This is a genomic window from Stenotrophomonas maltophilia, from assembly GCF_900186865.1.
GTDB classification, from domain to species: domain Bacteria; phylum Pseudomonadota; class Gammaproteobacteria; order Xanthomonadales; family Xanthomonadaceae; genus Stenotrophomonas; species Stenotrophomonas maltophilia.
On sequence record NZ_LT906480.1, the window covers coordinates 3,502,583 to 3,520,095 of the forward strand.

Here is a 17,513-nt window from a genome sequence, read left to right on the forward strand (position 1 = left end):
CCCTCAGCCGTAGCTGACCGCTTCCACGAAGGCGCCGCTGGCTTCCACGCGCACCGCGGCGCGCTGCCCGGTATCGACAAAGTGCAGGCGCGCCAGGGTTTCAGCGAAGTCGAAGGCGCGGGCACCGTCGCGGAAATCGATCGGCTCCGGCCGGTCCGGATGCAGCACGCGCCATTGGCGCTGTTCGCATTGCAGGCGGATCAACATGCGGCTCACTCCTTGAGGCAGCGTATCGACGGTAGCGGGACATTCCTGCCGATCACGGCAGGCATCGTCGCAACAGATCAGGGACACACAGAGATGCCCTGATCGCAGAAGATACGGCAATTCAAAATGTGAGCTGTATCAGATTTTTCTGATTTTAGAGGGGCACGCTCAGTTCACCTGGAACTGTGCCCGGCAGCCGTCGCTGACCCAGATGCCACGACGATCCCAGCCCCAAGTCTGGCCCTCGATGCAGGCACTGCGCGAATCCTGGCGAACCAGGCGCACGCCGCGGCGGATGCGGGCGTCGCAGTACTCCTGGCGATGCCCATTGGAATGACAGGTGATCACCTCACCGCCGCCCCAACCGTTGCCGTTGCCGTTGCCGTTGCCCCAACCACCCCCATTGCCCCAGCCGCCACCACGACGGTACTCGCCGACGAACTCGGCGCGGCAGCCCTGGGTCACCCAGACGCCATAGCGCGACTGGCCCCAGGTCTCACCTTCCACGCACGGCGAGCCGGACAACTGGCGGATCATCCGCGCGCGGCCCTCCAGACGGCACTCGTTGCTACGGTTCTTGATCGACTCGCAGCGCACGATGCCGCTGCCTTCGCGGCCACCGTAGCGGTCGTCGTCATAGCCGTAGCCATAGCTCTGCGCCTGGGCGCCACCCGCCGCCGCCAGCATCGGCAGCAGGGTGCAGGCCAGGGTACGCCAGGTGAGTGCCTTGCCCATCGAGATCTCCAGATGAATACGATGGCGCAAGCATCCGGGATTCCCGGCACGGCGCACAGGGGGGCGCGTGACGCCGGTTTTTCCCCATTCAAACAACGCAACCGTAGCTGACTGCACGCAACGACCGGCATCAGTCTCCTACGTGCAGGGCATCCACCGCGCTGCCGAGCGCCTCGACCCGCACCGTGCTGCGCTGGCCGGTGCGACGGTGGTGCTCGAGGGCCCGCGCCGCGGCGACATCGAAAGCCTCGGCGCCCCGCGCATATCGGGTTGCGTCATGCACCTGCGGATCCAGCACGGACCAGTGCCGGGCGTTGCGTTGAACGGTAATGACCATGAGGGGCTCCTGCGGATGGAAGGATGCGACGGCAGGCGGACGGTCCACGTGCCGGTACACCTTCAGGCTAGCGATCACGTCAGGGGTGGCCCATCAGATTTGTACGAAAATGCCGCGCCCTCCGGTCAGCCCTTGCCTGCCCTCACATCCCTGAGTCCATTTAGCCTGTTCATTCCGTGATTCTTGTCACGGAGTCAGCCGGGCTTCACACTACCGTCATCAACAGGGGCCCCTTCCACATGCGCACCTTCTTCTCGCAGCAGCGTTGGACGCTGCTGAAGTTCTATTTCGTGGCCAGCTACCTCGTGCTGATCGAGGAACTGATCCGCGCCGCCATGCACTGAGCGCTTGCTGCAGGGCTATTTGCGACAGACACTGTCGCTTTAGGCACGGAGTCCGCCCGATGAAAGCGCTTCTTCTGATTCCAGCCCTGCTGGTGCTGTCCGCCTGTGCCAACCAGCATCAGGCCGCTGCGCGTGCCGATACGGCGGCCACTTCGCCCGCCACGCCGAAGGTCGGTGGCGACCGCGATGCCCACGGTTGCATCGGTTCGGCCGGCTACCAGTGGTGCGAGCACAGCCAGCGTTGCGAACGTCCGTGGGAACTGGCGCAGGCACAGGGCCTGGCCAACACCGCCGAAGCCATCGATGCCTACTGCGCGAAGCCGGCCAGCCAGGCGCGCAAGTGAGTCGCGCCGCCCATGGCTGAGCTGAGTCCGCTCCCCACCCTGGCCCTAGGCCGCTACCGCCACTTCAAGGGCGGCGAGTACGAAGTGCTCGACATCGTCCGCAGCAGCGAGACCCTGCAGCCGATGGTGCTGTACCGCGCGCTGTATGGCGAAGGTGGCCTGTGGGTACGCCCGTACGCCATGTTCGTCGAGCAGGTGCCCGGCGAGCACGGACCGCAACCGCGTTTCGCCCGCGTCGACGCATGAGGGTTCCGCTGCCGGCCATGGCCGGCAGCGCGCGGTAACGCGGCGGGCCTGCGTTACAATCGTACCGTCCAGTCGGTTTCTTCCCGCCATGTCCGCATCCCCCTCCCGTTCGCGCCGCAAGGCGCCCGACAGCGTGCGCCAGTCACTGCTGCAGGCCACCATTGAAGTGATCGGCCGTAACGGCCTGGCCGCGCTGACCGTGCAGGACGTCGCGCAGGCCGCCGGTGTCAGCAAGGGTGCGTTGTTCCATCATTTCAGCAGCAAGCAGGTGCTGGTGGATGAAGCCATCGGAGCGCTGATTGGAGAATTCGAAGCGCGCGTGCGCGCCCTGCTGCAGGAAAACCCCGAAGGCCATGGCCGTTTCAGCCGCGCCTATGTGCAGGCCAACTTCGAGCATCTGCTGCAGCAGGAGCAGGACAACGACATCGGCCTGACCTTGGGCAACCTGATGGAACCGGGCCTGCTTGCGCACTGGCGCAACTGGAAGCGCGCGATGCTGGCCGAGTTCCCTGGCGAAGCCGGCGACCCACGGCTGTACGCGGCGCGCTGCGCTGCCGATGGCTACTGGGCCACGGCCTATGGGCGTCCGCTGGACGAGGAAGAACGTGCCAATGCATTGGCCATGGCCGAGCAGGCCCTGAAACTGTGCGACCCGCAGTGAGCTGGAGCGCTCGATGAATCCCTACCTCTACCTTGCCGCTGCCATCGTGCTGGAAGTGATTGCCACATCACTGCTGAAGGCATCCGACGGCATGAGCCGGCTGGCGCCGACACTGGGCGCACTGGTCGGCTACGGGCTGTGCTTCTACCTGCTGTCGATGACCATGAAGTCGATCCCGACCGGCATCGCCTACGCAATCTGGTCCGGCGTCGGCATCGTGCTGATCTCACTGATCGGGCTGGTGGTGTTCAAGCAGCGCCTGGATGCACCGGCGTTGACCGGCATCGGCCTGATCTGCGCCGGCGTACTGGTGATCAACCTGTTCTCGCGCAGCAGCGCGCACTGAGCACGCTGCTGCGCGATCAACGCTAGCTGACCTTCTTCGCTACGGTCATGCCGAGCAGGAACAGCACCACGGCGATGATGATGCCGGCCCAGAACAGGAACTTGGCGATACCGACCGCGGCACCGGCAATGCCACCGAAGCCGAGCACGCCTGCGATCACACCGATGACGGCGAAGATGATGGCCCACTTGATCATGTCAAACCTTTCCCTGCGGGGACTGCGTACTGGATGATCAGGCTAGGCCGTGGCCGATGCGGCAATCGTGAACAGGCCGCGTGCGCGGCGTGAATCAGCGCGGACGGAAGCGCAGCAGCGCGACGGCAAACGCCAGGAACACGCTGCCCACCAGGCGCTCGAACCAGCGTCGCGCAAACGGCTTGGCCAACCAGCGGCGAAGGCCATGGCCACCGGCCGCATACATCACGTACCAGAACAGTTCGCACGCGGCGAAGGTGGCCACCAGCACGCTGTACTGCAGCGCCTGGCCGCGTGATGGGTCGACGAACTGCGGCAGGAACGCCGCCGCGAACAGCAGCAGCTTGGGATTGCTCAGGCCCACCAGAAGGCCACCACGGAACACCTTCCACGCGCCCAGCGAGGCCGCAACCGGCGGCGTAGCATCGACCGTCACCGGCGGTGCCGGCCGGCAACTGTCACGCCATGCCTTCAGGCCCAGCCAGGCCAGATAGGCCACGCCCAGATAGCGCAGCACCTCGAACAGCATCGGCGAGGAATGCAGCAGCGCACTCAGGCCTGCTGCGGAGGCCGCCAGCACCAGCAGCATCGCCAGCAGGCAGCCGGCCATCGCCGGCACACTGCCACGGAACCCCAGCCCGACGCTGCGACCGAGGATATGCAGCATGTTCGGCCCCGGCGTACCACACAGAACGAACACCGTGGCGAGGAACCACCACCAGGTATGCAGGGCCATAGCGCACATCCACTTCAGAAGATCCAACCAGCATAGAGTGCGCCGGGCCTGCCGCGGCACACACAGCGCAGCATGGATGTGGTGGTTACAGATCGCCGCCATCGGCAACCGGGCACCATCTGTGCTGCAATGAGGGCTCCTGGCACGGAGCGGCGCATGAAGACCCTTGGCCTGATCGGTGGCATGAGCTGGGAAAGCTCGGCCCAGTACTACCGGTTCATCAACGAGGAGGTACGGCGGCGGCTCGGCGGTGCGCACTCGGCACAGCTGCTGCTGTGGTCGGTGGATTTCGCCGGCATCAAGCAGCTGCAGCACGAAGGCGACTGGGACACCCTGGGTGACCACATGGTCGATGGCGCGCGGCGCCTGCAGGCGGGCGGCGCCGACCTGCTGCTGATCTGCACCAATACCATGCACAAGCTGACCGATCGCATCGAGGCGGCCTGCACGCTGCCGCTGCTGCATATCGCCGACCCCACCGCCCAGGCCATCGTGCAGGCAGGCGCACGCAAGGTGGGCCTGCTCGGCACCGCCTTCACCATGGAACAGGACTTCTACCGCGGCCGACTGCAGGATCGCTTCGGACTGGAGGTGCTGGTACCCGAAGCCGATGATCGTCGCAGCGTGCACGACATCATCTACCAGGAGTTGATCGCTGGTGTGGTCAGCGAGCACTCACGGCAGGTCTATGCCGGCGTGATCGCGCGACTGGTGGCGCGCGGTGCCGAAGCAATCATTCTTGGCTGCACCGAGATCATGCTGCTGGTACGCCCGGAAGACAGTGCAGTGCCGCTGTTCGATACCACCGCCCTGCATGCGCGGGCCGCCGTGGACACGGCCCTGGCTTGAATCAATGCGCGCCGGAGCGCGGAATCAGTCCGCGCCCTGCACTTCCAGCGCGGTGATCAGCCACTCGACCACCGCCGATGAATCGCACAGGAAGAAGATGGCGTCACCGGAGCGTGCTTCGGTAAGCAGCCGATAGACCGTGATCGCCACCGCCGACTGGTTGGCGATGAACACTTCCGGGCTGCGCGGCCCTTCACTATGCCCGGCAACGGCATGCAATGCCTTGCGCGCAGCCACAGTGGCAGCCGGGTCCGCGCTGCGGGTCAGTTCCGGCCCGCGCAGCCCCCAGGCAACGAACACATGCTTGCCCTTGAACGTAGTGTCCAGGACCCGCACCTCGGCGCCACCTGCGTCGGCCGAGCGATGAATGACGGTACTGCTGATCAACGCAACCCCCTGTGGTCGTCGTGGTCCGCGCATCCTCCCCCACAGTCCGCCCGCATACCAGTGACGGCAGCCACAGGCTGCGCCGACAGGCGTGGAAGACATGTAAGAAGGTGTAAACCGATGCGATCGGATGTGCAGCGATGATACGGGATGTAAGCCTCTGCATGGGCTGGTGCGCACTACTAAATCCCTCCTGAGCCGCTTCCGGAACGATGCGTTCCGACGGCCCCGTGCTGGGTCATTCTTGCCGCCCGAATCCCCGCCCGAGGCTCCCCCATGACCCTTCGCCCGCTGCTGCCGATCACCGGCGCCGCCCTTGCCCTGCTGCTGGCCGCCACCGCCGTGGCCGCCCAGGACTACGACACTGATCACATTCCAGCGCTGCGCTGCGAATCCCAGTTCAACAAGACCGAGCAATGCCCCATCGAGGGACCGATGCGCCTGGCCAGGCAGCTGTCGGTGACCCGTTGCGTGGAAGACCAGAACTGGGGCCAGAGCCGGCGCATGCTGTGGGTGACCGACGGCTGCCGCGCCGAGTTCGTTGCCGACGAACACGGCCGCTGGCCGGGACGTGGCCGCAGCCGTGATCGCGACAACGAGGGCGAACGCCTGGTCTGCGAGTCCTACGAGAACAAGGACAAGGAGTGCCGGATTCGCGTGCGCCATGAGGTACGGCTGGTCAGGCAGAAATCGGTGACAGCCTGCATCGAGGACCGCAACTGGGGCTGGGACCGCCGTGGGATGTGGGTCAGCGACGGCTGCCGTGCCGAGTTCCGGGTGTATTGACTGCCGGCCGCGCGCTGGCTGCATCGAGCAGGCGTGCGTGCCAGGCGGAGTCGATAGACTATGGCCTGCACGGCAGGGAGCACGACATGGAACGATGGTATCGGGCGACGCTGCTGGCGTTGATCCTGCATCAGATCGACGCTGCGTTCTGGCAGGAATGGGCCATGTTCCATGTCCCCGGTGGCATCCAGGGCTTCCTGCTGTTCAACCTGTTCGCAGTCGGCGCCGTGCTTTGGGGTTATCGCCAGATCGTGCTGGGCACATCCACGGCGCGCAGCTATGCACTGGCGTGCGGGGGGCTCGGCATTGGCACGGCACTGATCCATCTGGCCTTTGCCCTGTTCGGTCGCAGTGAATTCCACCTGCCGCTGTCGACTGCCGTCCTGCTCGCCTGCTTTGTGTCGGGTGGCGGCCTGTTGCTGAAGCTGCGCCCGCGATGAACCGGACGTCCTCTTCTCCGCACCTGCGCGACGGCATTCCGCAGGACGCAGATGCCTTGATCGCGCTCGACAGCGTGGCAGCCACTGATCCACGGCGGATCATGCAGATTGCCGACTGGCTGGCGCACGGCGTCGTGCAGGTCGCCGAGCAGGACGGCAAGATCGTCGGCTACCTGGTCATCCATCACCACTTCTTTGGCGAAGCCTTCATTGACATGTTGATGGTGGCGCGCGAACAGCGCAGCCAGGGCATCGGCGCCATCCTGCTGCGGCACGCGATCACGTGGCGTGGTGGCGGCAAGCTGTTCACCTCGACCAATGCCTCCAACACGGGCATGCAACGCCTGCTCGCTGCCGCCGGCTTCGTGGGCAGCGGCATCGTGCATGGCCTGGATGAAGGCGATCCGGAACTCATCTACCGCTTCGCGGAAGACTGATCAGCATCTGCAGAACGCACAAAAAAGCCCACGCATTGCTGCGCAGGCTCCTTGATTCATCACAGTGGTCGGGACGGCCGGATTCGAACCGACGACCCTCTGCCCCCCAGGCAGATGCGCTACCAGGCTGCGCTACGCCCCGACTGATGCTGCGATGTGCCCGCCAGTGCGGCGGGCCGTGAAGTATAGCGGATTACGATGGAAATGGGATCAGCGGCGCAACAACTGCAGCACTTCTTCCAGCTCCATGCGCACCTGCTTGATGATCTGGTTGCTCAGCGCCGATTCCTCGCGGGCATCGGGGCCATCCAGGCGCAGGCGGGCACCACCGATGGTGTAGCCCTGTTCGTACAGCAGGCTGCGGATCTGCCGCACCATCAGCACGTCATGGCGCTGGTAGTAGCGGCGGTTGCCTCGGCGCTTGGCCGGCTCAAGGCTGGGAAACTCGGTTTCCCAGTAGCGCAGGACGTGCGGCTTGACGTCGCACAGCTCGCTGACCTCACCAATGGTGAAGTAGCGCTTGGCCGGGATCGGCGGTAGTTCGCGGTTACTGCCCGGATCCAGCATAAGCCTCCACCCTCTCCTTGAGCTTCTGGCCCGGACGGAAGGTGACCACCGTACGGGCGGAAATCGGAATTTCCTCGCCAGTCTTGGGGTTGCGACCCGGGCGCTGGTTCTTGCGCCGCAGATCGAAATTACCGAAGCCCGACAGCTTCACCTGACGTCCCTGTTCCAATGCTTCACGCAGCACATCGAAAAACGCGTCGACGAATTCCTTGGCTTCACGCTTGTTCAGACCGACTTCGTCGAACAGCTTTTCCGCCATCTCCGCCTTGGTCAATGCCATTGCCTGCTACCCCCGAGTGCTGCCCGCTCAGCCGCGGATCCGGGCGTGGTGTTCACGCTCGATGGCAGTGACCGCCTCGGCCACCACCGCATCCACGTCGCGGTCCGTCAGAGTGCGCGACTTGTCCTGCAAAATCAAGCCCATAGCGAGACTCTTGAAGCCCGGCTCGACGCCCTGGCCAACATAGCGGTCGAACAGGTTCAGGTCGCGCAGCAGCGGGCCGGCGGCCTGGCGGACGGTCGCCGCCAGGTCGGCCCAGGCCACCTGCTCAGGCACCAGGAACGCCAGGTCGCGGCGCACCGCCGGGAAGCGCGACAGCTCGCCGGCACGCGGCAGGCGACGGGCGGTCAGCGGCTCCAGGTCCAGCTCGAAGGCGTACACGTCGGCCTCGATCTCCATCGCCCGCGCCAGGCGCGGATGGATCTGGCCGATCCAGCCGATGGCCACGCCATCGCGGAACACCTCGGCCGAACGCGCCGGGTGGCCGTAGGCGCGGGCCGACGGACGGAACTCCAGCTGCGCGCCACTGGCAGCCGCCAGTGATTCCAGGTCGCCCTTCAGGTCATGGAAATCGACCTTGCGGGTCGGCAGGCCCCACTGCACCGCCTGCGCCTCACCGCAGACCGCAGCGGCCACGCGCGGGGTTTCCAGCGGCGCCGGTTGGCCGTCTCCGCCCTGCTGGGCAAACACACGGCCGATCTCGAACAGGCGCACGCGGCCCAGCTGGCGCGTGGCATTGCGGCCAAGCGTGGCGACCAGGCCCGGCAGCAGCGACGGACGCATCACCGCCAGTTCCGCCGACAGCGGGTTGGCCAGCGGCACCAGACCGTCGCGCAGCTGCCACTGGGTCAGCAGCGCGTCGTCGACGAAGGCGAAGTTGACGGTTTCCTGCTGGTCACGGGCGATCAGCTGGCGGCGCACGCTCAGCGCGTCCAGCTGGGTCTCGCTCGGCATCGCCACGCGCGAGGCACCGCCCGGCAGCGTGGTCGGGATCTGCTCGTAACCGTGGATGCGGGCCAGCTCTTCGATCAGGTCTTCTTCGATGGCGATGTCGAAGCGGCGGCTCGGCGCCGTGACCTGCCAGCCCTCGGCGGTGGCAACCACGTCCATGCCCAGCGCGCGCAGGATGCGCTCGACTTCGGCATCGTCGATGCTGATGCCGAGCACGCGGGTGATGCGGGCGCGGCGCAGCACGATGGTCGCCGGCTGCGGCAGATCGGCTTCACGCACGGCCTCGGTGACCGGTGCCGGGGTACCGCCGGCCAGGTCCAGCACCAGGCGGGTGGCGTACTCGATCGCGGTGCGCGGCAGCGCCGGATCGACGCCGCGCTCGAAGCGATGGCCGGCATCGGTGTGCAGGCCCAGCTTGCGGCCACGGCCCATGATCGCGGCCGGCGCGAAGTGCGCGGCTTCCAGGAACACGGCGGTGGTCGCGTCGGTGACGCGGGTGTCGAAGCCACCCATCAGGCCGGCCAGGCCGACCGCACGGTCAGCATCGGTGACCACCAGGAAGCTGTCGTCCAGCGCAGCATCGCGGCCGTCCAGCAGCTTCAGCGTCTCGCCCGCGCGCGAACGGCGCACGGCGATGCTGCCCTGCAGGGTGCCGAGGTCGTACGCGTGCATCGGCTGGCCCAGCTCCAGCATCACGTACTGGGTGATGTCGACCAGCAGCGAGACCGGACGCACGCCGCTGCGGCGCAGGCGCTCGGCCATCCACAGCGGGGTCCTGGCGGCAGCATTGACGCCTTCGATGACACGGCCCAGGTAACGCGGCGCTTCGGCGCCGGCGTCGAGCTGGATGGCCAGCTCACGGCTGCCGACAGCCGCAATGGCGTCGGCCGCGAAGTCCAGCACTTCACTGCGGGTGGCGGCGGCGACGTCGTAGGCGATGCCGCGCAGGCTGAAGCAGTCGGCGCGGTTCGGGGTCAGCTTGATCTCGATGCTGGCGTCCGGCAGGCCCAGGTACTCGACCAGGGTCTGGCCGATCGGGGCATCGTCCGGCAGTTCCAGCAGACCGGACGCATCGCTGTCCAGGCCCAGCTCCTTGGCCGAGCAGAGCATGCCGTTGGACTCGACGCCACGCAGCTTGGCCGGCTTGATCTTCAGCTCGCCGATCTGCGCACCAACCATCGCCAGCGGCGCGACCAGGCCCGGGCGTGCGTTCGGTGCGCCGCACACGATCTGCAGCAGTTCGCCCTGCCCGGCATCGACCCTGCACACCTGCAGGCGGTCGGCTTCCGGATGGCGCACGGCTTCAACGATGCGTGCCACGACCACGTGATCGAGGCCTTCGCCAAGCGCGGTTACTTCTTCCACTTCCAGGCCGATGGCGGTCAGCACCGCGCTCAGCTCATCGCGCGAGGCGGAGGTCGGGACGTGGCTGCGAAGCCAGTTTTCGGAGAATTTCATGGTGTCACCCTGGTGGGAGGCGTGCCTCCCGTTGCGGTTTTTGGGGTCGCCCAGCGCATGCGCAAGCAGGCGTCCATCCAGAAAGCAGCCGAGCATGGCTCGGCTCTACACGGTTGCGGCTTACGCGAACTGCTTCAGGAACCGCACATCGTTCTCGAAGAACGCGCGCAGGTCGTTGACGCCGTAGCGCAGCATCGCGAAACGCTCCACGCCCATGCCGAAGGCGAAGCCGGTGTAGCGCTCCGGATCGATGCCGACATTGCGCAGCACGTTCGGATGCACCATGCCGCAGCCGAGCACTTCCAGCCAGCGGGTGCTGCCATCGGGCTGCTGCCAGGCGATGTCCACTTCCGCGCCCGGTTCAACGAACGGGAAGTAGCTGGGGCGGAAGCGCATCTCGAAGTCGCGCTCGAAGAACGCGCGCACGAACTCGGCCAGCGTGCCCTTCAGGTCGGCGAAGGTCGAATGCTCGTCGACCAGCAGGCCTTCCACCTGGTGGAACATCGGCGAGTGGGTCTGGTCGCTGTCGCTGCGGTACACCTTGCCGGCGGCGATCATGCGCAGCGGCGGCGCGTGGTCGCCCATGTAGCGCACCTGCACACCGGAGGTATGCGTACGCAGCAGGCGGCCGTCGCCGAAGTAGAAGGTGTCATGCATGGCGCGCGCCGGGTGGTGCGGCGGGAAGTTCAGCGCCTCGAAGTTGTGCCAGTCGTCCTCGATCTCCGGCCCTTCCGACAGCTCGTAGCCCAGCCGGCCGAAGATGCCGGTGATGCGCTCCAGGGTGCGGGTGATCGGGTGCAGGCCGGCACGGTCGCCATTGCGGCCCGGCAGGGTGATGTCGATGGCTTCGGCGGCCAGGCGCGCATCCAGTGCCGCGTCTTCCAGCAGCGCCTTGCGCTCGCCCAGCGCGCGGGTCAGCACGTCGCGGGCCTGGTTGATCGCTTCACCGGCGGCCTTGCGCTCGTCGGCCGGCAGGGCACCGAGCTGCTTGAGCTGCGAGGTGATGCTGCCGCTCTTGCCAAGCAGGGCCACGCGCAACTGCTCCAGCACGTCGGGGCTCTGTGCGGCGGCCACATCGGCCAGCGCCTGGGTGGTGAGGGATTGGATGTCGCTCATGGGGGGCTGGAACTCCAGTCGATCTGCCATCGCGATGCGCGAAGGGCCGACCCCTGTCGCCACCGCCGTCCCCGCGCTGCCGTCGTGGCCTCGCCGGGACCCAAAAAAGAATGGGGAAGGACTTGCGCCCTTCCCCATGCATTGCCTTGACCTGACACCGTCCGAGTGAACGGTTACGGCATCGGGAAGGACTTATGCCGCCAGCGCGCCCTTGGCCTTTTCGGCCAGCGCAGCAAAACCGGCTGCGTCGTGCACGGCGATGTCAGCCAGGACCTTGCGATCCAGGGTGATGCCGGCCTTCAGCAGACCGTTCATGAAGCGGCTGTAGCTCAGGCCGTTGATGCGGGCAGCCGCATTGATACGGGTGATCCACAGCGAACGGAAGTTGCGCTTCTTCTGCTTACGGCCGATGTAGGCGTACTGCTGTGCCTTGATGACCGCCTGCTTGGCGACGCGGAAGACCTTACGGCGGGCGTTGTAATAGCCCTTGGCGAGATCCAGGATTTTCTTGTGGCGGCGACGCGCCTGTACGCCACGCTTAACTCGTGCCATTTTTCAGTTCCTCAGAGGTAAGGGAGCATGCGGTCCAGACGGCCTGCGTCTTCTGCACGGACATGGCCCGTCTGACGCAGATTACGCTTACGCTTGGTCGCTTTCTTCGTGAGGATGTGGCTACGGTTGGCGTGGCCGCACTTGTACTTGCCCGAGGCGGTCTTGCGGAAACGCTTGGCCGCTGCCCGGTTGGTCTTGATCTTGGGCATTGCAATGTCCTTGATGGGATATGACCCTGGTTTCTGACTGATCTGGCGGCGGCCTGGGCCGCTCTTTCCGTCCTGCCATGATCGGCGTACGACCCGTCCTGGGTGGGTCGAGCCGGGCATGATACAGGCAAAACCGCCCTGCCACCAGCCCCTGCAACCCTTTACCGGCGATTCACCGGCGTCCAGCAAAAGCAAAGGGACGCCAGCGGCGTCCCCTTACCCTGAACCCTTCAGCCAGGCGCCCCGGAAGGCGGCCCGTCAGGCCTCAGGTCTTCTTCTTCGGCGCGATCATCATGACCATCTGACGCCCTTCCAGGCGCGGACGGGATTCAATGACGATGTCCTCGCCCAGATCGGTCTCGATCCGGTTGGCCATTTCGCGGCCCAGTTCCTGGTGGCTCATTTCACGGCCACGGAAACGGATGTTGACCTTGATCTTGTCACCATCTTCGAGGAACCCGCGCATCTTGCGCAGCTTGATCTGGTAGTCGCCCTCGTCCGTGACCGGACGGAACTTCACTTCCTTGATCTCGACCTGCTTGGTCTTCTTCTTGGCCTCGCTGGCCTTCTTCTGCGCTTCGAACTTGAACTTGCCGAAGTCCATGATCTTGCAGACCGGCGGATCGGCCTGCGGCTGGATCTCGACCAGGTCCAGGCCTTCATCTTCGGCCATGGACAGCGCTTCGTCGCGCGACAACACGCCGATCATTTCTCCGTCACTGCCGATCACGCGGACGCGCGGCACACGGATTTCCTGATTCTTGCGGTTCTGTTTGTTGTCAGGGGTGCTGATATTACGTTCTCCCAAGGGTATCGAACCGGCCCGGGTGCCTGTGCGCCCGGACCGGACCTTTGCTTACGCGCCCTCGGCGTGGAGCCGCTCGATGAAGGCCTGCAGGCTCATGCTGCCCAGGTCTTCGCCAGAACGCGTACGCACCGCCACAGCCCCATTTTCCTTCTCGCGGTCACCGATGACCAGCAGGTAGGGCACGCGCTGCAACGTATGCTCGCGGATTTTATAGCCGATCTTCTCGTTACGCAAATCCGAGCTGACGCGGAAGCCTTGCTCCGCAAGGGTTTTGGTCACGCCCGAGACGTAGTCGGCCTGGGCGTCGGTGATGTTGGCCACCACCACCTGGGTCGGCGCCAGCCAGGCCGGGAACTGGCCGGCATGGTGCTCGATCAGGATGCCCAGGAAGCGCTCCATCGAGCCGACGATGGCGCGGTGCAGCATGACCGGGTGCTTCTTCTGGCTGTTCTCGTCCACGTACTCGGCGCCCAGGCGGCCCGGCATCATGAAGTCGACCTGCATGGTGCCCAGCTGCCAGGTACGGCCGATGGCATCCTTCAGGTGGTACTCGATCTTCGGGCCGTAGAAGGCGCCCTCGCCCGGCAGCTCCTGCCATTCCACGCCACAGGCGGTCAGCGCCGAGCGCAGCGCGCCTTCGGCCTTGTCCCAAGTGGCGTCGTCGCCCAGGCGCGATTCCGGGCGCAGCGCGATCTTGATCTGGATCTCGTCGAAACCGAAGTGCTGGTAGACCGCCAGCGCCTGCTGGTGGAAGGCCGTCACTTCCGACTCGATCTGGTTTTCCGTGCAGAACACGTGGCCGTCGTCCTGGGTGAAGCCACGCACGCGCAGGATGCCGTGCAGCGCGCCGGACGGCTCGTTGCGATGGCACGAACCGAACTCACCATAGCGGATCGGCAGGTCGCGGTAGCTGTGCAGGCCCTGGTTGAACACCTGGATGTGGCCCGGGCAGTTCATCGGCTTGACCGCGTACGTGCGCTTCTCCGATTCGGTGAAGAACATGTTGTCCTGGTAGTTGTCCCAGTGACCGGACTTCTTCCACAGGCTCACGTCCAGGATCTGCGGGCAGCGCACTTCGCCGTAACCGCTGTTGCGGTAGACCTTGCGCATGTACTGCTCGACCACCTGCCACAGCGCCCAGCCCTTCGGGTGCCAGAACACCAGGCCCGGTGCTTCTTCCTGCAGGTGGAACAGGTCCTGCTGCTTGCCGATGCGGCGGTGGTCGCGCATTTCAGCTTCTTCGATGCGCTTGATGTACGCCTCGAGCTGCTTCTTGTCGGCCCAGGCGGTGCCGTAGATGCGCTGCAGCTGCTCGTTCTGCGCGTCGCCGCGCCAGTAGGCGCCGGAGATGCGGGTCAGCTTGAAGGCCTTCAGGAAGCGCGTGTTCGGCACGTGCGGGCCACGGCACATGTCCACGTATTCCTGGTGGTAGTACATGCCCATCGCCTGGATGTCCTCGGACATGTCCTCGATCAGGCGCAGCTTGTAGTCCTCGCCACGGGCCTTGAAGATCTCGATCACTTCGGCGCGCGGGGTCATCTTCTTGATGACGTCGTAGTCCTGGGCGATCAGCTCGCCCATGCGCTTCTCGATCGCGGCCATGTCGTCCGGGGTGAACGGGCGCTCGGAGTAGATGTCGTAATAGAAGCCTTCGGCGATCACCGGGCCGATCACCATCTTCACGTCCGGGTAGAGCTGCTTGACGGCGTGGCCGACCAGGTGGGCGCAGGAGTGGCGGATGATCTCCACGCCCTCCTCGTCCTTGGCGGTGATGATGCGCAGGCTGGCATCGTGGTCGATGACGTCGCTGGCATCGACCAGCACGCCATCCACGGCACCGGCGATGGTGGCCTTGGCCAGGCCGGCGCCGATCGACTGGGCGACCTCCATGACGCTGACGGGGTTTTCAAATTCGCGGCGGCTGCCGTCGGGAAGAGTAATGTTGATCATCGCAGTGGCTTCGTGCGGGGCCCGCTGAGCGGGCTGGAAAGCGTTCCCGGGGCGGCGCCCGGGCAATAAAAAAGCGCCGCGAGGGCGCCTGGAACACAGGGCCTTCGGGGGCAGGTCAACAGTGGGCGGTGGTAGTGCTCATGTCGCACGCTCGGCCGGCGCTGGGCGCGGGCCACCTTGTTCCAGTCAGGGTTCTACGATGATCTTAAACCAGCGCACGGGAAAGCCCAAGGGCTACCGTACGGTCGGCTGAATGTGCCTCGCTGGCGGCGTGAAATTGCAATGATTACCATGTCGGCGCAGGCCGCTCCGTGCCAGCCTGCCCGCTTTCCCCCAGGACCCCGTGATGCGCCACCCGCTCCGACCGGCTTCCGCCGGCCCCGCCCGTGCCCCGCGTTCGCCGGCCCGCTGCCAGGCCGGCCGCCCGCAATGATCACCGTCGGCCTTTCCACGCTCGGCTTCTGCAGCTTGGGCATGCTGGCAGCGATGTTCTCGGCGCTGGCCTTCTATGCCGCTTCGCCGCATTGCCGCTGGCCGCGCCTGCGCCGCGCCGGCCGCCTGGGCCGCCAGATCGGCCTGGTCGCCGCTGCCGCCGCGCTGTGGCTGTGGATGGCCGAGCTCGGCTTTGCCGCCGGCCTGGTGGCGATGTTGTGCACCTGGATGCTGGCCGCGATGCTGCTACCGGCGCTGGCCGCCTGGCACCGTCCCGGCACGGAGTCGCCCTGATGTGGCCGCGCGCCTTCGCTGGCACCGTGGCCGGCTTCTTCCTGGCCGCGGCCGCGACCGGCCTGCTGGCATGGGTACCGCCCGGCCCCTGGCAGCGGGCGCTGGTGCCGACCCTGATCGCTTTCATCCCGCTGTGGATGCTGGCCGCCCTGTGGGCGTTCAGTTTCCGCAGCGCGCTGCGCGCCTGGCTGGTGCTGGGTGGCAGCGCCGCCGCCGGCTTCGCCATGCTCGGGCTGCTGCGCCTGACCGGCGCGGTGCAATGAGACCTCTCCCATGAAGTTCAGTTCGCAGACCCTGCGCACGTTCACCACCCTGCATACCTGGGTCGGCCTGGTGGCCGGCTTCGGCCTGTTCGTGGCCTTCTACGCAGGTGCGCTGACCCTGTTCCATCACGACCTGCCACTGTGGCAGACCCCGGGAGCCGCCACCGCACTGCCCGCCGGGCTGGACGATGCGCAGTACCTGCTGGAAGACGTGCTGGCTGCGCATCCGGAGGCACGCCGCCACGTCGGCATGACCTTCCCCGGCGCCGAACACCCGCAGCCGCTTGCGTACTGGCAGGCCGATGACGGCAGCTGGCGCTATGCCTGGCCCGGCCAGATCGCCGGCAGCCCCACACCACCGCAGACCGGACTGGCCGAACTGGTCAACGAGCTCCATTACAGCCTCGGCCTGCCCGTGGCCGGGATCTACGTGATGGGCATTGTCAGCCTGCTGTACGGCATGGCACTGCTCAGCGGCCTGGTGATCCATCTGCCGAAGCTGCTCGGCGACCTGTTCGCGCTGCGTCCGGGCCGCAACCTGAAGCAGCTGTGGCAGGACGCGCACAACGTGATCGGCGTGCTCAGCCTGCCTTTTCACCTGATGTTCGCGGTGACCGGTGCCCTGCTCTGCCTGGTGTTCGTGCAGATGGCCCTGCTCAACCCGTTGATCTACGACGGCAAGGCGCTGCAGGCGGTGCCGACGGCGATGGACACCGCGCCCGTGCGCGATGCCAGTGGCATTCCGGCACCGCCGGGCAGCCTGCGCGTGCTGCATGCGCGCGCGCTTGAAGTCGCCCGCGCACAGGGCGTGGCCAACTTCGAACCGGCCTACCTGAAGCTGGCCAATGCCGGCGATGCCAATGCCACCATCGAGATCACCGGCGAATCCACCGGCACGCTCGGCCCGCTTGGCGCGGTGGCGCTGGACGTGGCCACCGGCGACGTTCTGGCCTCGCAGCTGCCGGGCCAGCGCGACGCCAACCACGCCACGCTCAGCGCCGCCTACGCGCTGCACTTCGGCGAATTCGGCAACGGCGTGGTGGTCTGGCTGTACTTCCTGCTCGGCCTTGGCGGTGCGTTCCTGTTCTATTCGGGCAACCTGCTGTGGATCGAGTCGCGGCGCAAGCGTCGCCAGCCGCAGCAGCCGCGCGCCGGGGTGAACATGGCGCGGGCGACGGTCGGCGTGTGCATCGGCCTGTGCGTGGCGATCTCGGTCGCGTTCGTCACCGCGCTGGTACTGGAGCGGCTGGCGCCGACGGCGGTCGATCGCGGCATCCGCTGGGCCTGCTTCGGCAGTTGGGCGGCCTGTGCGCTGTGGGCCGCGCTGCGACGCCCGGCGCAGGCCGCACGCGAGTTGCTGTGGGCGGCGGCGATCAGTACCGCGCTGGTACCGGTGCTGCACGGCGCACTCAATGGTGACTGGCTCTGGCGCGCCGCCGCGCGTGGCCACTGGCCGCTGTTCTGGGTCGACGCCATCGCGCTGGCCATGGCCTTCGGCTTTGCCCGCCTGGCAGTGGCCAGCCAGCGCCGCGCCCGCAACGGCGATCCCAACAGCGTCTGGGCCAACTGAACCTTCGCCGGG

At 66.3% G+C, this 17,513-nt stretch carries 25 protein-coding genes and 1 tRNA gene; 11 read left to right on the forward strand and 15 right to left on the reverse strand.

The window, feature by feature from the left end; translation table 11 throughout:
* Positions 1–3: 3 nt before the first annotated feature.
* From CKW06_RS16715 to CKW06_RS16725, 3 genes are all read right to left on the reverse strand, one after another.
* Positions 4–207, reverse strand: coding sequence for a hypothetical protein (locus CKW06_RS16715; protein WP_005410416.1), 204 nt, complete (start codon positions 205–207; stop codon positions 4–6).
* 168 nt (positions 208–375) lie between these two features.
* Positions 376–942, reverse strand: coding sequence for a DUF3011 domain-containing protein (locus CKW06_RS16720; RefSeq protein ID WP_005414052.1), 567 nt, complete (start codon positions 940–942; stop codon positions 376–378).
* 130 nt (positions 943–1,072) lie between these two features.
* Complete coding sequence (locus CKW06_RS16725; RefSeq protein WP_005410418.1) at positions 1,073–1,279, reverse strand: hypothetical protein; 207 nt, start codon at positions 1,277–1,279, stop codon at positions 1,073–1,075.
* A 403-nt stretch (positions 1,280–1,682) separates the two neighbouring features.
* Here CKW06_RS16725 and CKW06_RS16730 point away from each other — a divergent pair, with 403 nt between their 5' ends.
* The 4 genes from CKW06_RS16730 to CKW06_RS16745 all read left to right on the forward strand — a co-directional run bounded on the left by CKW06_RS16730 (position 1,683) and on the right by CKW06_RS16745 (position 3,220).
* Positions 1,683–1,967 carry a hypothetical protein gene (locus CKW06_RS16730; protein ID WP_024958012.1) on the forward strand — a complete coding sequence of 95 codons (285 nt, stop codon included), beginning with the start codon at positions 1,683–1,685 and terminating at the stop codon, positions 1,965–1,967.
* Between the two features lie 12 nt (positions 1,968–1,979).
* A complete protein-coding gene (locus tag CKW06_RS16735; RefSeq protein WP_024958011.1) occupies positions 1,980–2,213 on the forward strand; it encodes a DUF1653 domain-containing protein in 234 nt (77 codons plus the stop codon).
* Between the two features lie 88 nt (positions 2,214–2,301).
* Positions 2,302–2,874, forward strand: coding sequence for a TetR/AcrR family transcriptional regulator (locus CKW06_RS16740; RefSeq protein WP_012480869.1), 573 nt, complete (start codon positions 2,302–2,304; stop codon positions 2,872–2,874).
* Positions 2,875–2,887: 13 nt separating this feature from the next.
* Positions 2,888–3,220, forward strand: coding sequence for an SMR family transporter (locus CKW06_RS16745; protein WP_005414055.1), 333 nt, complete (start codon positions 2,888–2,890; stop codon positions 3,218–3,220).
* Positions 3,221–3,242: 22 nt separating this feature from the next.
* On the opposite strand, the gene CKW06_RS16750 is transcribed toward CKW06_RS16745, so the two are convergent.
* Positions 3,243–3,416 carry a DUF1328 domain-containing protein gene (locus tag CKW06_RS16750; protein WP_005410424.1) on the reverse strand — a complete coding sequence of 58 codons (174 nt, stop codon included), beginning with the start codon at positions 3,414–3,416 and terminating at the stop codon, positions 3,243–3,245.
* Positions 3,417–3,510: 94 nt separating this feature from the next.
* The gene (locus CKW06_RS16755) at positions 3,511–4,152 is read right to left on the reverse strand and encodes a LysE family translocator (RefSeq protein ID WP_005410425.1); all 642 of its coding nucleotides are present in this window, start codon (positions 4,150–4,152) and stop codon (positions 3,511–3,513) included.
* Between the two features lie 156 nt (positions 4,153–4,308).
* Between CKW06_RS16755 and CKW06_RS16760 the strand changes: the two genes are divergently transcribed.
* The gene (locus CKW06_RS16760; RefSeq protein ID WP_024958010.1) at positions 4,309–5,001 is read left to right on the forward strand and encodes an aspartate/glutamate racemase family protein; all 693 of its coding nucleotides are present in this window, start codon (positions 4,309–4,311) and stop codon (positions 4,999–5,001) included.
* A gap of 24 nt (positions 5,002–5,025) precedes the next feature.
* Here the strand turns inward: CKW06_RS16760 and CKW06_RS16765 are convergent, their stop codons facing one another.
* Positions 5,026–5,421, reverse strand: a complete 396-nt coding sequence (locus CKW06_RS16765) for a hypothetical protein (RefSeq protein ID WP_032964285.1) — start codon at positions 5,419–5,421, stop codon at positions 5,026–5,028.
* 243 nt (positions 5,422–5,664) lie between these two features.
* Here CKW06_RS16765 and CKW06_RS16770 point away from each other — a divergent pair, with 243 nt between their 5' ends.
* The 3 genes from CKW06_RS16770 to CKW06_RS16780 all read left to right on the forward strand — a co-directional run bounded on the left by CKW06_RS16770 (position 5,665) and on the right by CKW06_RS16780 (position 7,051).
* Complete coding sequence (locus CKW06_RS16770; RefSeq protein WP_024958008.1) at positions 5,665–6,174, forward strand: DUF3011 domain-containing protein; 510 nt, start codon at positions 5,665–5,667, stop codon at positions 6,172–6,174.
* Positions 6,175–6,260: 86 nt separating this feature from the next.
* The gene (locus CKW06_RS16775) at positions 6,261–6,614 is read left to right on the forward strand and encodes a DUF6713 family protein (RefSeq protein WP_024958007.1); all 354 of its coding nucleotides are present in this window, start codon (positions 6,261–6,263) and stop codon (positions 6,612–6,614) included.
* Positions 6,611–7,051 carry a GNAT family N-acetyltransferase gene (locus tag CKW06_RS16780; protein ID WP_024958006.1) on the forward strand — a complete coding sequence of 147 codons (441 nt, stop codon included), beginning with the start codon at positions 6,611–6,613 and terminating at the stop codon, positions 7,049–7,051. Before CKW06_RS16775 ends, CKW06_RS16780 begins: the two co-directional genes overlap by 4 nt.
* A gap of 65 nt (positions 7,052–7,116) precedes the next feature.
* Here the strand turns inward: CKW06_RS16780 and CKW06_RS16785 are convergent.
* The 9 genes from CKW06_RS16785 to thrS form a co-directional block, all read right to left on the reverse strand.
* Positions 7,117–7,193: transfer RNA gene (locus tag CKW06_RS16785), tRNA-Pro, on the reverse strand.
* A gap of 68 nt (positions 7,194–7,261) precedes the next feature.
* The gene (locus CKW06_RS16790) at positions 7,262–7,618 is read right to left on the reverse strand and encodes a MerR family transcriptional regulator (protein ID WP_005410431.1); all 357 of its coding nucleotides are present in this window, start codon (positions 7,616–7,618) and stop codon (positions 7,262–7,264) included.
* Entirely contained in the window at positions 7,599–7,898 is a 300-nt protein-coding gene (locus CKW06_RS16795) for an integration host factor subunit alpha (RefSeq protein ID WP_005410432.1), read from the reverse strand. Before CKW06_RS16795 ends, CKW06_RS16790 begins: the two co-directional genes overlap by 20 nt.
* A gap of 27 nt (positions 7,899–7,925) precedes the next feature.
* The gene (gene pheT, locus CKW06_RS16800; RefSeq protein WP_024958005.1) at positions 7,926–10,307 is read right to left on the reverse strand and encodes a phenylalanine--tRNA ligase subunit beta; all 2,382 of its coding nucleotides are present in this window, start codon (positions 10,305–10,307) and stop codon (positions 7,926–7,928) included.
* A gap of 120 nt (positions 10,308–10,427) precedes the next feature.
* Positions 10,428–11,423 (reverse strand): phenylalanine--tRNA ligase subunit alpha, encoded by a 996-nt coding sequence (locus tag CKW06_RS16805; RefSeq protein WP_005410434.1) that lies wholly within the window; start codon positions 11,421–11,423, stop codon positions 10,428–10,430.
* A gap of 192 nt (positions 11,424–11,615) precedes the next feature.
* Positions 11,616–11,975 carry a 50S ribosomal protein L20 gene (gene rplT / locus CKW06_RS16810; protein ID WP_005410435.1) on the reverse strand — a complete coding sequence of 120 codons (360 nt, stop codon included), beginning with the start codon at positions 11,973–11,975 and terminating at the stop codon, positions 11,616–11,618.
* Between the two features lie 11 nt (positions 11,976–11,986).
* Positions 11,987–12,184: a 50S ribosomal protein L35 gene (gene rpmI / locus CKW06_RS16815; RefSeq protein ID WP_005410436.1), complete on the reverse strand. Its 198-nt coding sequence runs from the start codon at positions 12,182–12,184 to the stop codon at positions 11,987–11,989.
* Positions 12,185–12,449: 265 nt separating this feature from the next.
* Positions 12,450–12,992, reverse strand: coding sequence for a translation initiation factor IF-3 (gene infC / locus CKW06_RS16820; protein WP_005410437.1), 543 nt, complete (start codon positions 12,990–12,992; stop codon positions 12,450–12,452).
* 48 nt (positions 12,993–13,040) lie between these two features.
* Positions 13,041–14,942, reverse strand: a complete 1,902-nt coding sequence (gene thrS, locus CKW06_RS16825; protein WP_005414065.1) for a threonine--tRNA ligase — start codon at positions 14,940–14,942, stop codon at positions 13,041–13,043.
* 429 nt (positions 14,943–15,371) lie between these two features.
* Between thrS and CKW06_RS16830 the strand changes: the two genes are divergently transcribed.
* Genes CKW06_RS16830 through CKW06_RS16840 form a run of 3 tightly spaced genes read left to right on the forward strand, consistent with a single transcriptional unit; the run spans position 15,372 to position 17,501 of the window.
* Positions 15,372–15,668, forward strand: a complete 297-nt coding sequence (locus tag CKW06_RS16830) for a hypothetical protein (RefSeq protein ID WP_005410439.1) — start codon at positions 15,372–15,374, stop codon at positions 15,666–15,668.
* A complete protein-coding gene (locus CKW06_RS16835) occupies positions 15,668–15,931 on the forward strand; it encodes a hypothetical protein (protein WP_038645404.1) in 264 nt (87 codons plus the stop codon). The genes CKW06_RS16830 and CKW06_RS16835 overlap by 1 nt, the downstream gene beginning before the upstream one ends.
* A 10-nt stretch (positions 15,932–15,941) precedes the next feature.
* On the forward strand, positions 15,942–17,501 hold the full coding sequence (locus CKW06_RS16840) for a PepSY-associated TM helix domain-containing protein (protein WP_005414066.1): 1,560 nt from the start codon (positions 15,942–15,944) through the stop codon (positions 17,499–17,501).
* Positions 17,502–17,513 lie beyond the last annotated feature (12 nt).

Excerpts from the sequence above, each read along its gene's own strand:
- CKW06_RS16715 (WP_005410416.1), bottom strand. The coding sequence starts at position 207 with ATGTTGATCCGCCTGCAATGCGAACAGCGCCAATGGCGCGTGCTGCAT.
- CKW06_RS16720 (WP_005414052.1), bottom strand. The coding sequence starts at position 942 with ATGGGCAAGGCACTCACCTGGCGTACCCTGGCCTGCACCCTGCTGCCG.
- CKW06_RS16725 (WP_005410418.1), bottom strand. The coding sequence starts at position 1,279 with ATGGTCATTACCGTTCAACGCAACGCCCGGCACTGGTCCGTGCTGGAT.
- CKW06_RS16730 (WP_024958012.1), top strand. The coding sequence starts at position 1,683 with ATGAAAGCGCTTCTTCTGATTCCAGCCCTGCTGGTGCTGTCCGCCTGT.
- CKW06_RS16735 (WP_024958011.1), top strand. The coding sequence starts at position 1,980 with ATGGCTGAGCTGAGTCCGCTCCCCACCCTGGCCCTAGGCCGCTACCGC.
- CKW06_RS16740 (WP_012480869.1), top strand. The coding sequence starts at position 2,302 with ATGTCCGCATCCCCCTCCCGTTCGCGCCGCAAGGCGCCCGACAGCGTG.
- CKW06_RS16745 (WP_005414055.1), top strand. The coding sequence starts at position 2,888 with ATGAATCCCTACCTCTACCTTGCCGCTGCCATCGTGCTGGAAGTGATT.
- CKW06_RS16750 (WP_005410424.1), bottom strand. The coding sequence starts at position 3,416 with ATGATCAAGTGGGCCATCATCTTCGCCGTCATCGGTGTGATCGCAGGC.
- CKW06_RS16755 (WP_005410425.1), bottom strand. The coding sequence starts at position 4,152 with ATGGCCCTGCATACCTGGTGGTGGTTCCTCGCCACGGTGTTCGTTCTG.
- CKW06_RS16760 (WP_024958010.1), top strand. The coding sequence starts at position 4,309 with ATGAAGACCCTTGGCCTGATCGGTGGCATGAGCTGGGAAAGCTCGGCC.
- CKW06_RS16765 (WP_032964285.1), bottom strand. The coding sequence starts at position 5,421 with ATGCGCGGACCACGACGACCACAGGGGGTTGCGTTGATCAGCAGTACC.
- CKW06_RS16770 (WP_024958008.1), top strand. The coding sequence starts at position 5,665 with ATGACCCTTCGCCCGCTGCTGCCGATCACCGGCGCCGCCCTTGCCCTG.
- CKW06_RS16775 (WP_024958007.1), top strand. The coding sequence starts at position 6,261 with ATGGAACGATGGTATCGGGCGACGCTGCTGGCGTTGATCCTGCATCAG.
- CKW06_RS16780 (WP_024958006.1), top strand. The coding sequence starts at position 6,611 with ATGAACCGGACGTCCTCTTCTCCGCACCTGCGCGACGGCATTCCGCAG.
- CKW06_RS16790 (WP_005410431.1), bottom strand. The coding sequence starts at position 7,618 with ATGCTGGATCCGGGCAGTAACCGCGAACTACCGCCGATCCCGGCCAAG.
- CKW06_RS16795 (WP_005410432.1), bottom strand. The coding sequence starts at position 7,898 with ATGGCATTGACCAAGGCGGAGATGGCGGAAAAGCTGTTCGACGAAGTC.
- pheT (WP_024958005.1), bottom strand. The coding sequence starts at position 10,307 with ATGAAATTCTCCGAAAACTGGCTTCGCAGCCACGTCCCGACCTCCGCC.
- CKW06_RS16805 (WP_005410434.1), bottom strand. The coding sequence starts at position 11,423 with ATGAGCGACATCCAATCCCTCACCACCCAGGCGCTGGCCGATGTGGCC.
- rplT (WP_005410435.1), bottom strand. The coding sequence starts at position 11,975 with ATGGCACGAGTTAAGCGTGGCGTACAGGCGCGTCGCCGCCACAAGAAA.
- rpmI (WP_005410436.1), bottom strand. The coding sequence starts at position 12,184 with ATGCCCAAGATCAAGACCAACCGGGCAGCGGCCAAGCGTTTCCGCAAG.
- thrS (WP_005414065.1), bottom strand. The coding sequence starts at position 14,942 with ATGATCAACATTACTCTTCCCGACGGCAGCCGCCGCGAATTTGAAAAC.
- CKW06_RS16830 (WP_005410439.1), top strand. The coding sequence starts at position 15,372 with ATGATCACCGTCGGCCTTTCCACGCTCGGCTTCTGCAGCTTGGGCATG.
- CKW06_RS16835 (WP_038645404.1), top strand. The coding sequence starts at position 15,668 with ATGTGGCCGCGCGCCTTCGCTGGCACCGTGGCCGGCTTCTTCCTGGCC.
- CKW06_RS16840 (WP_005414066.1), top strand. The coding sequence starts at position 15,942 with ATGAAGTTCAGTTCGCAGACCCTGCGCACGTTCACCACCCTGCATACC.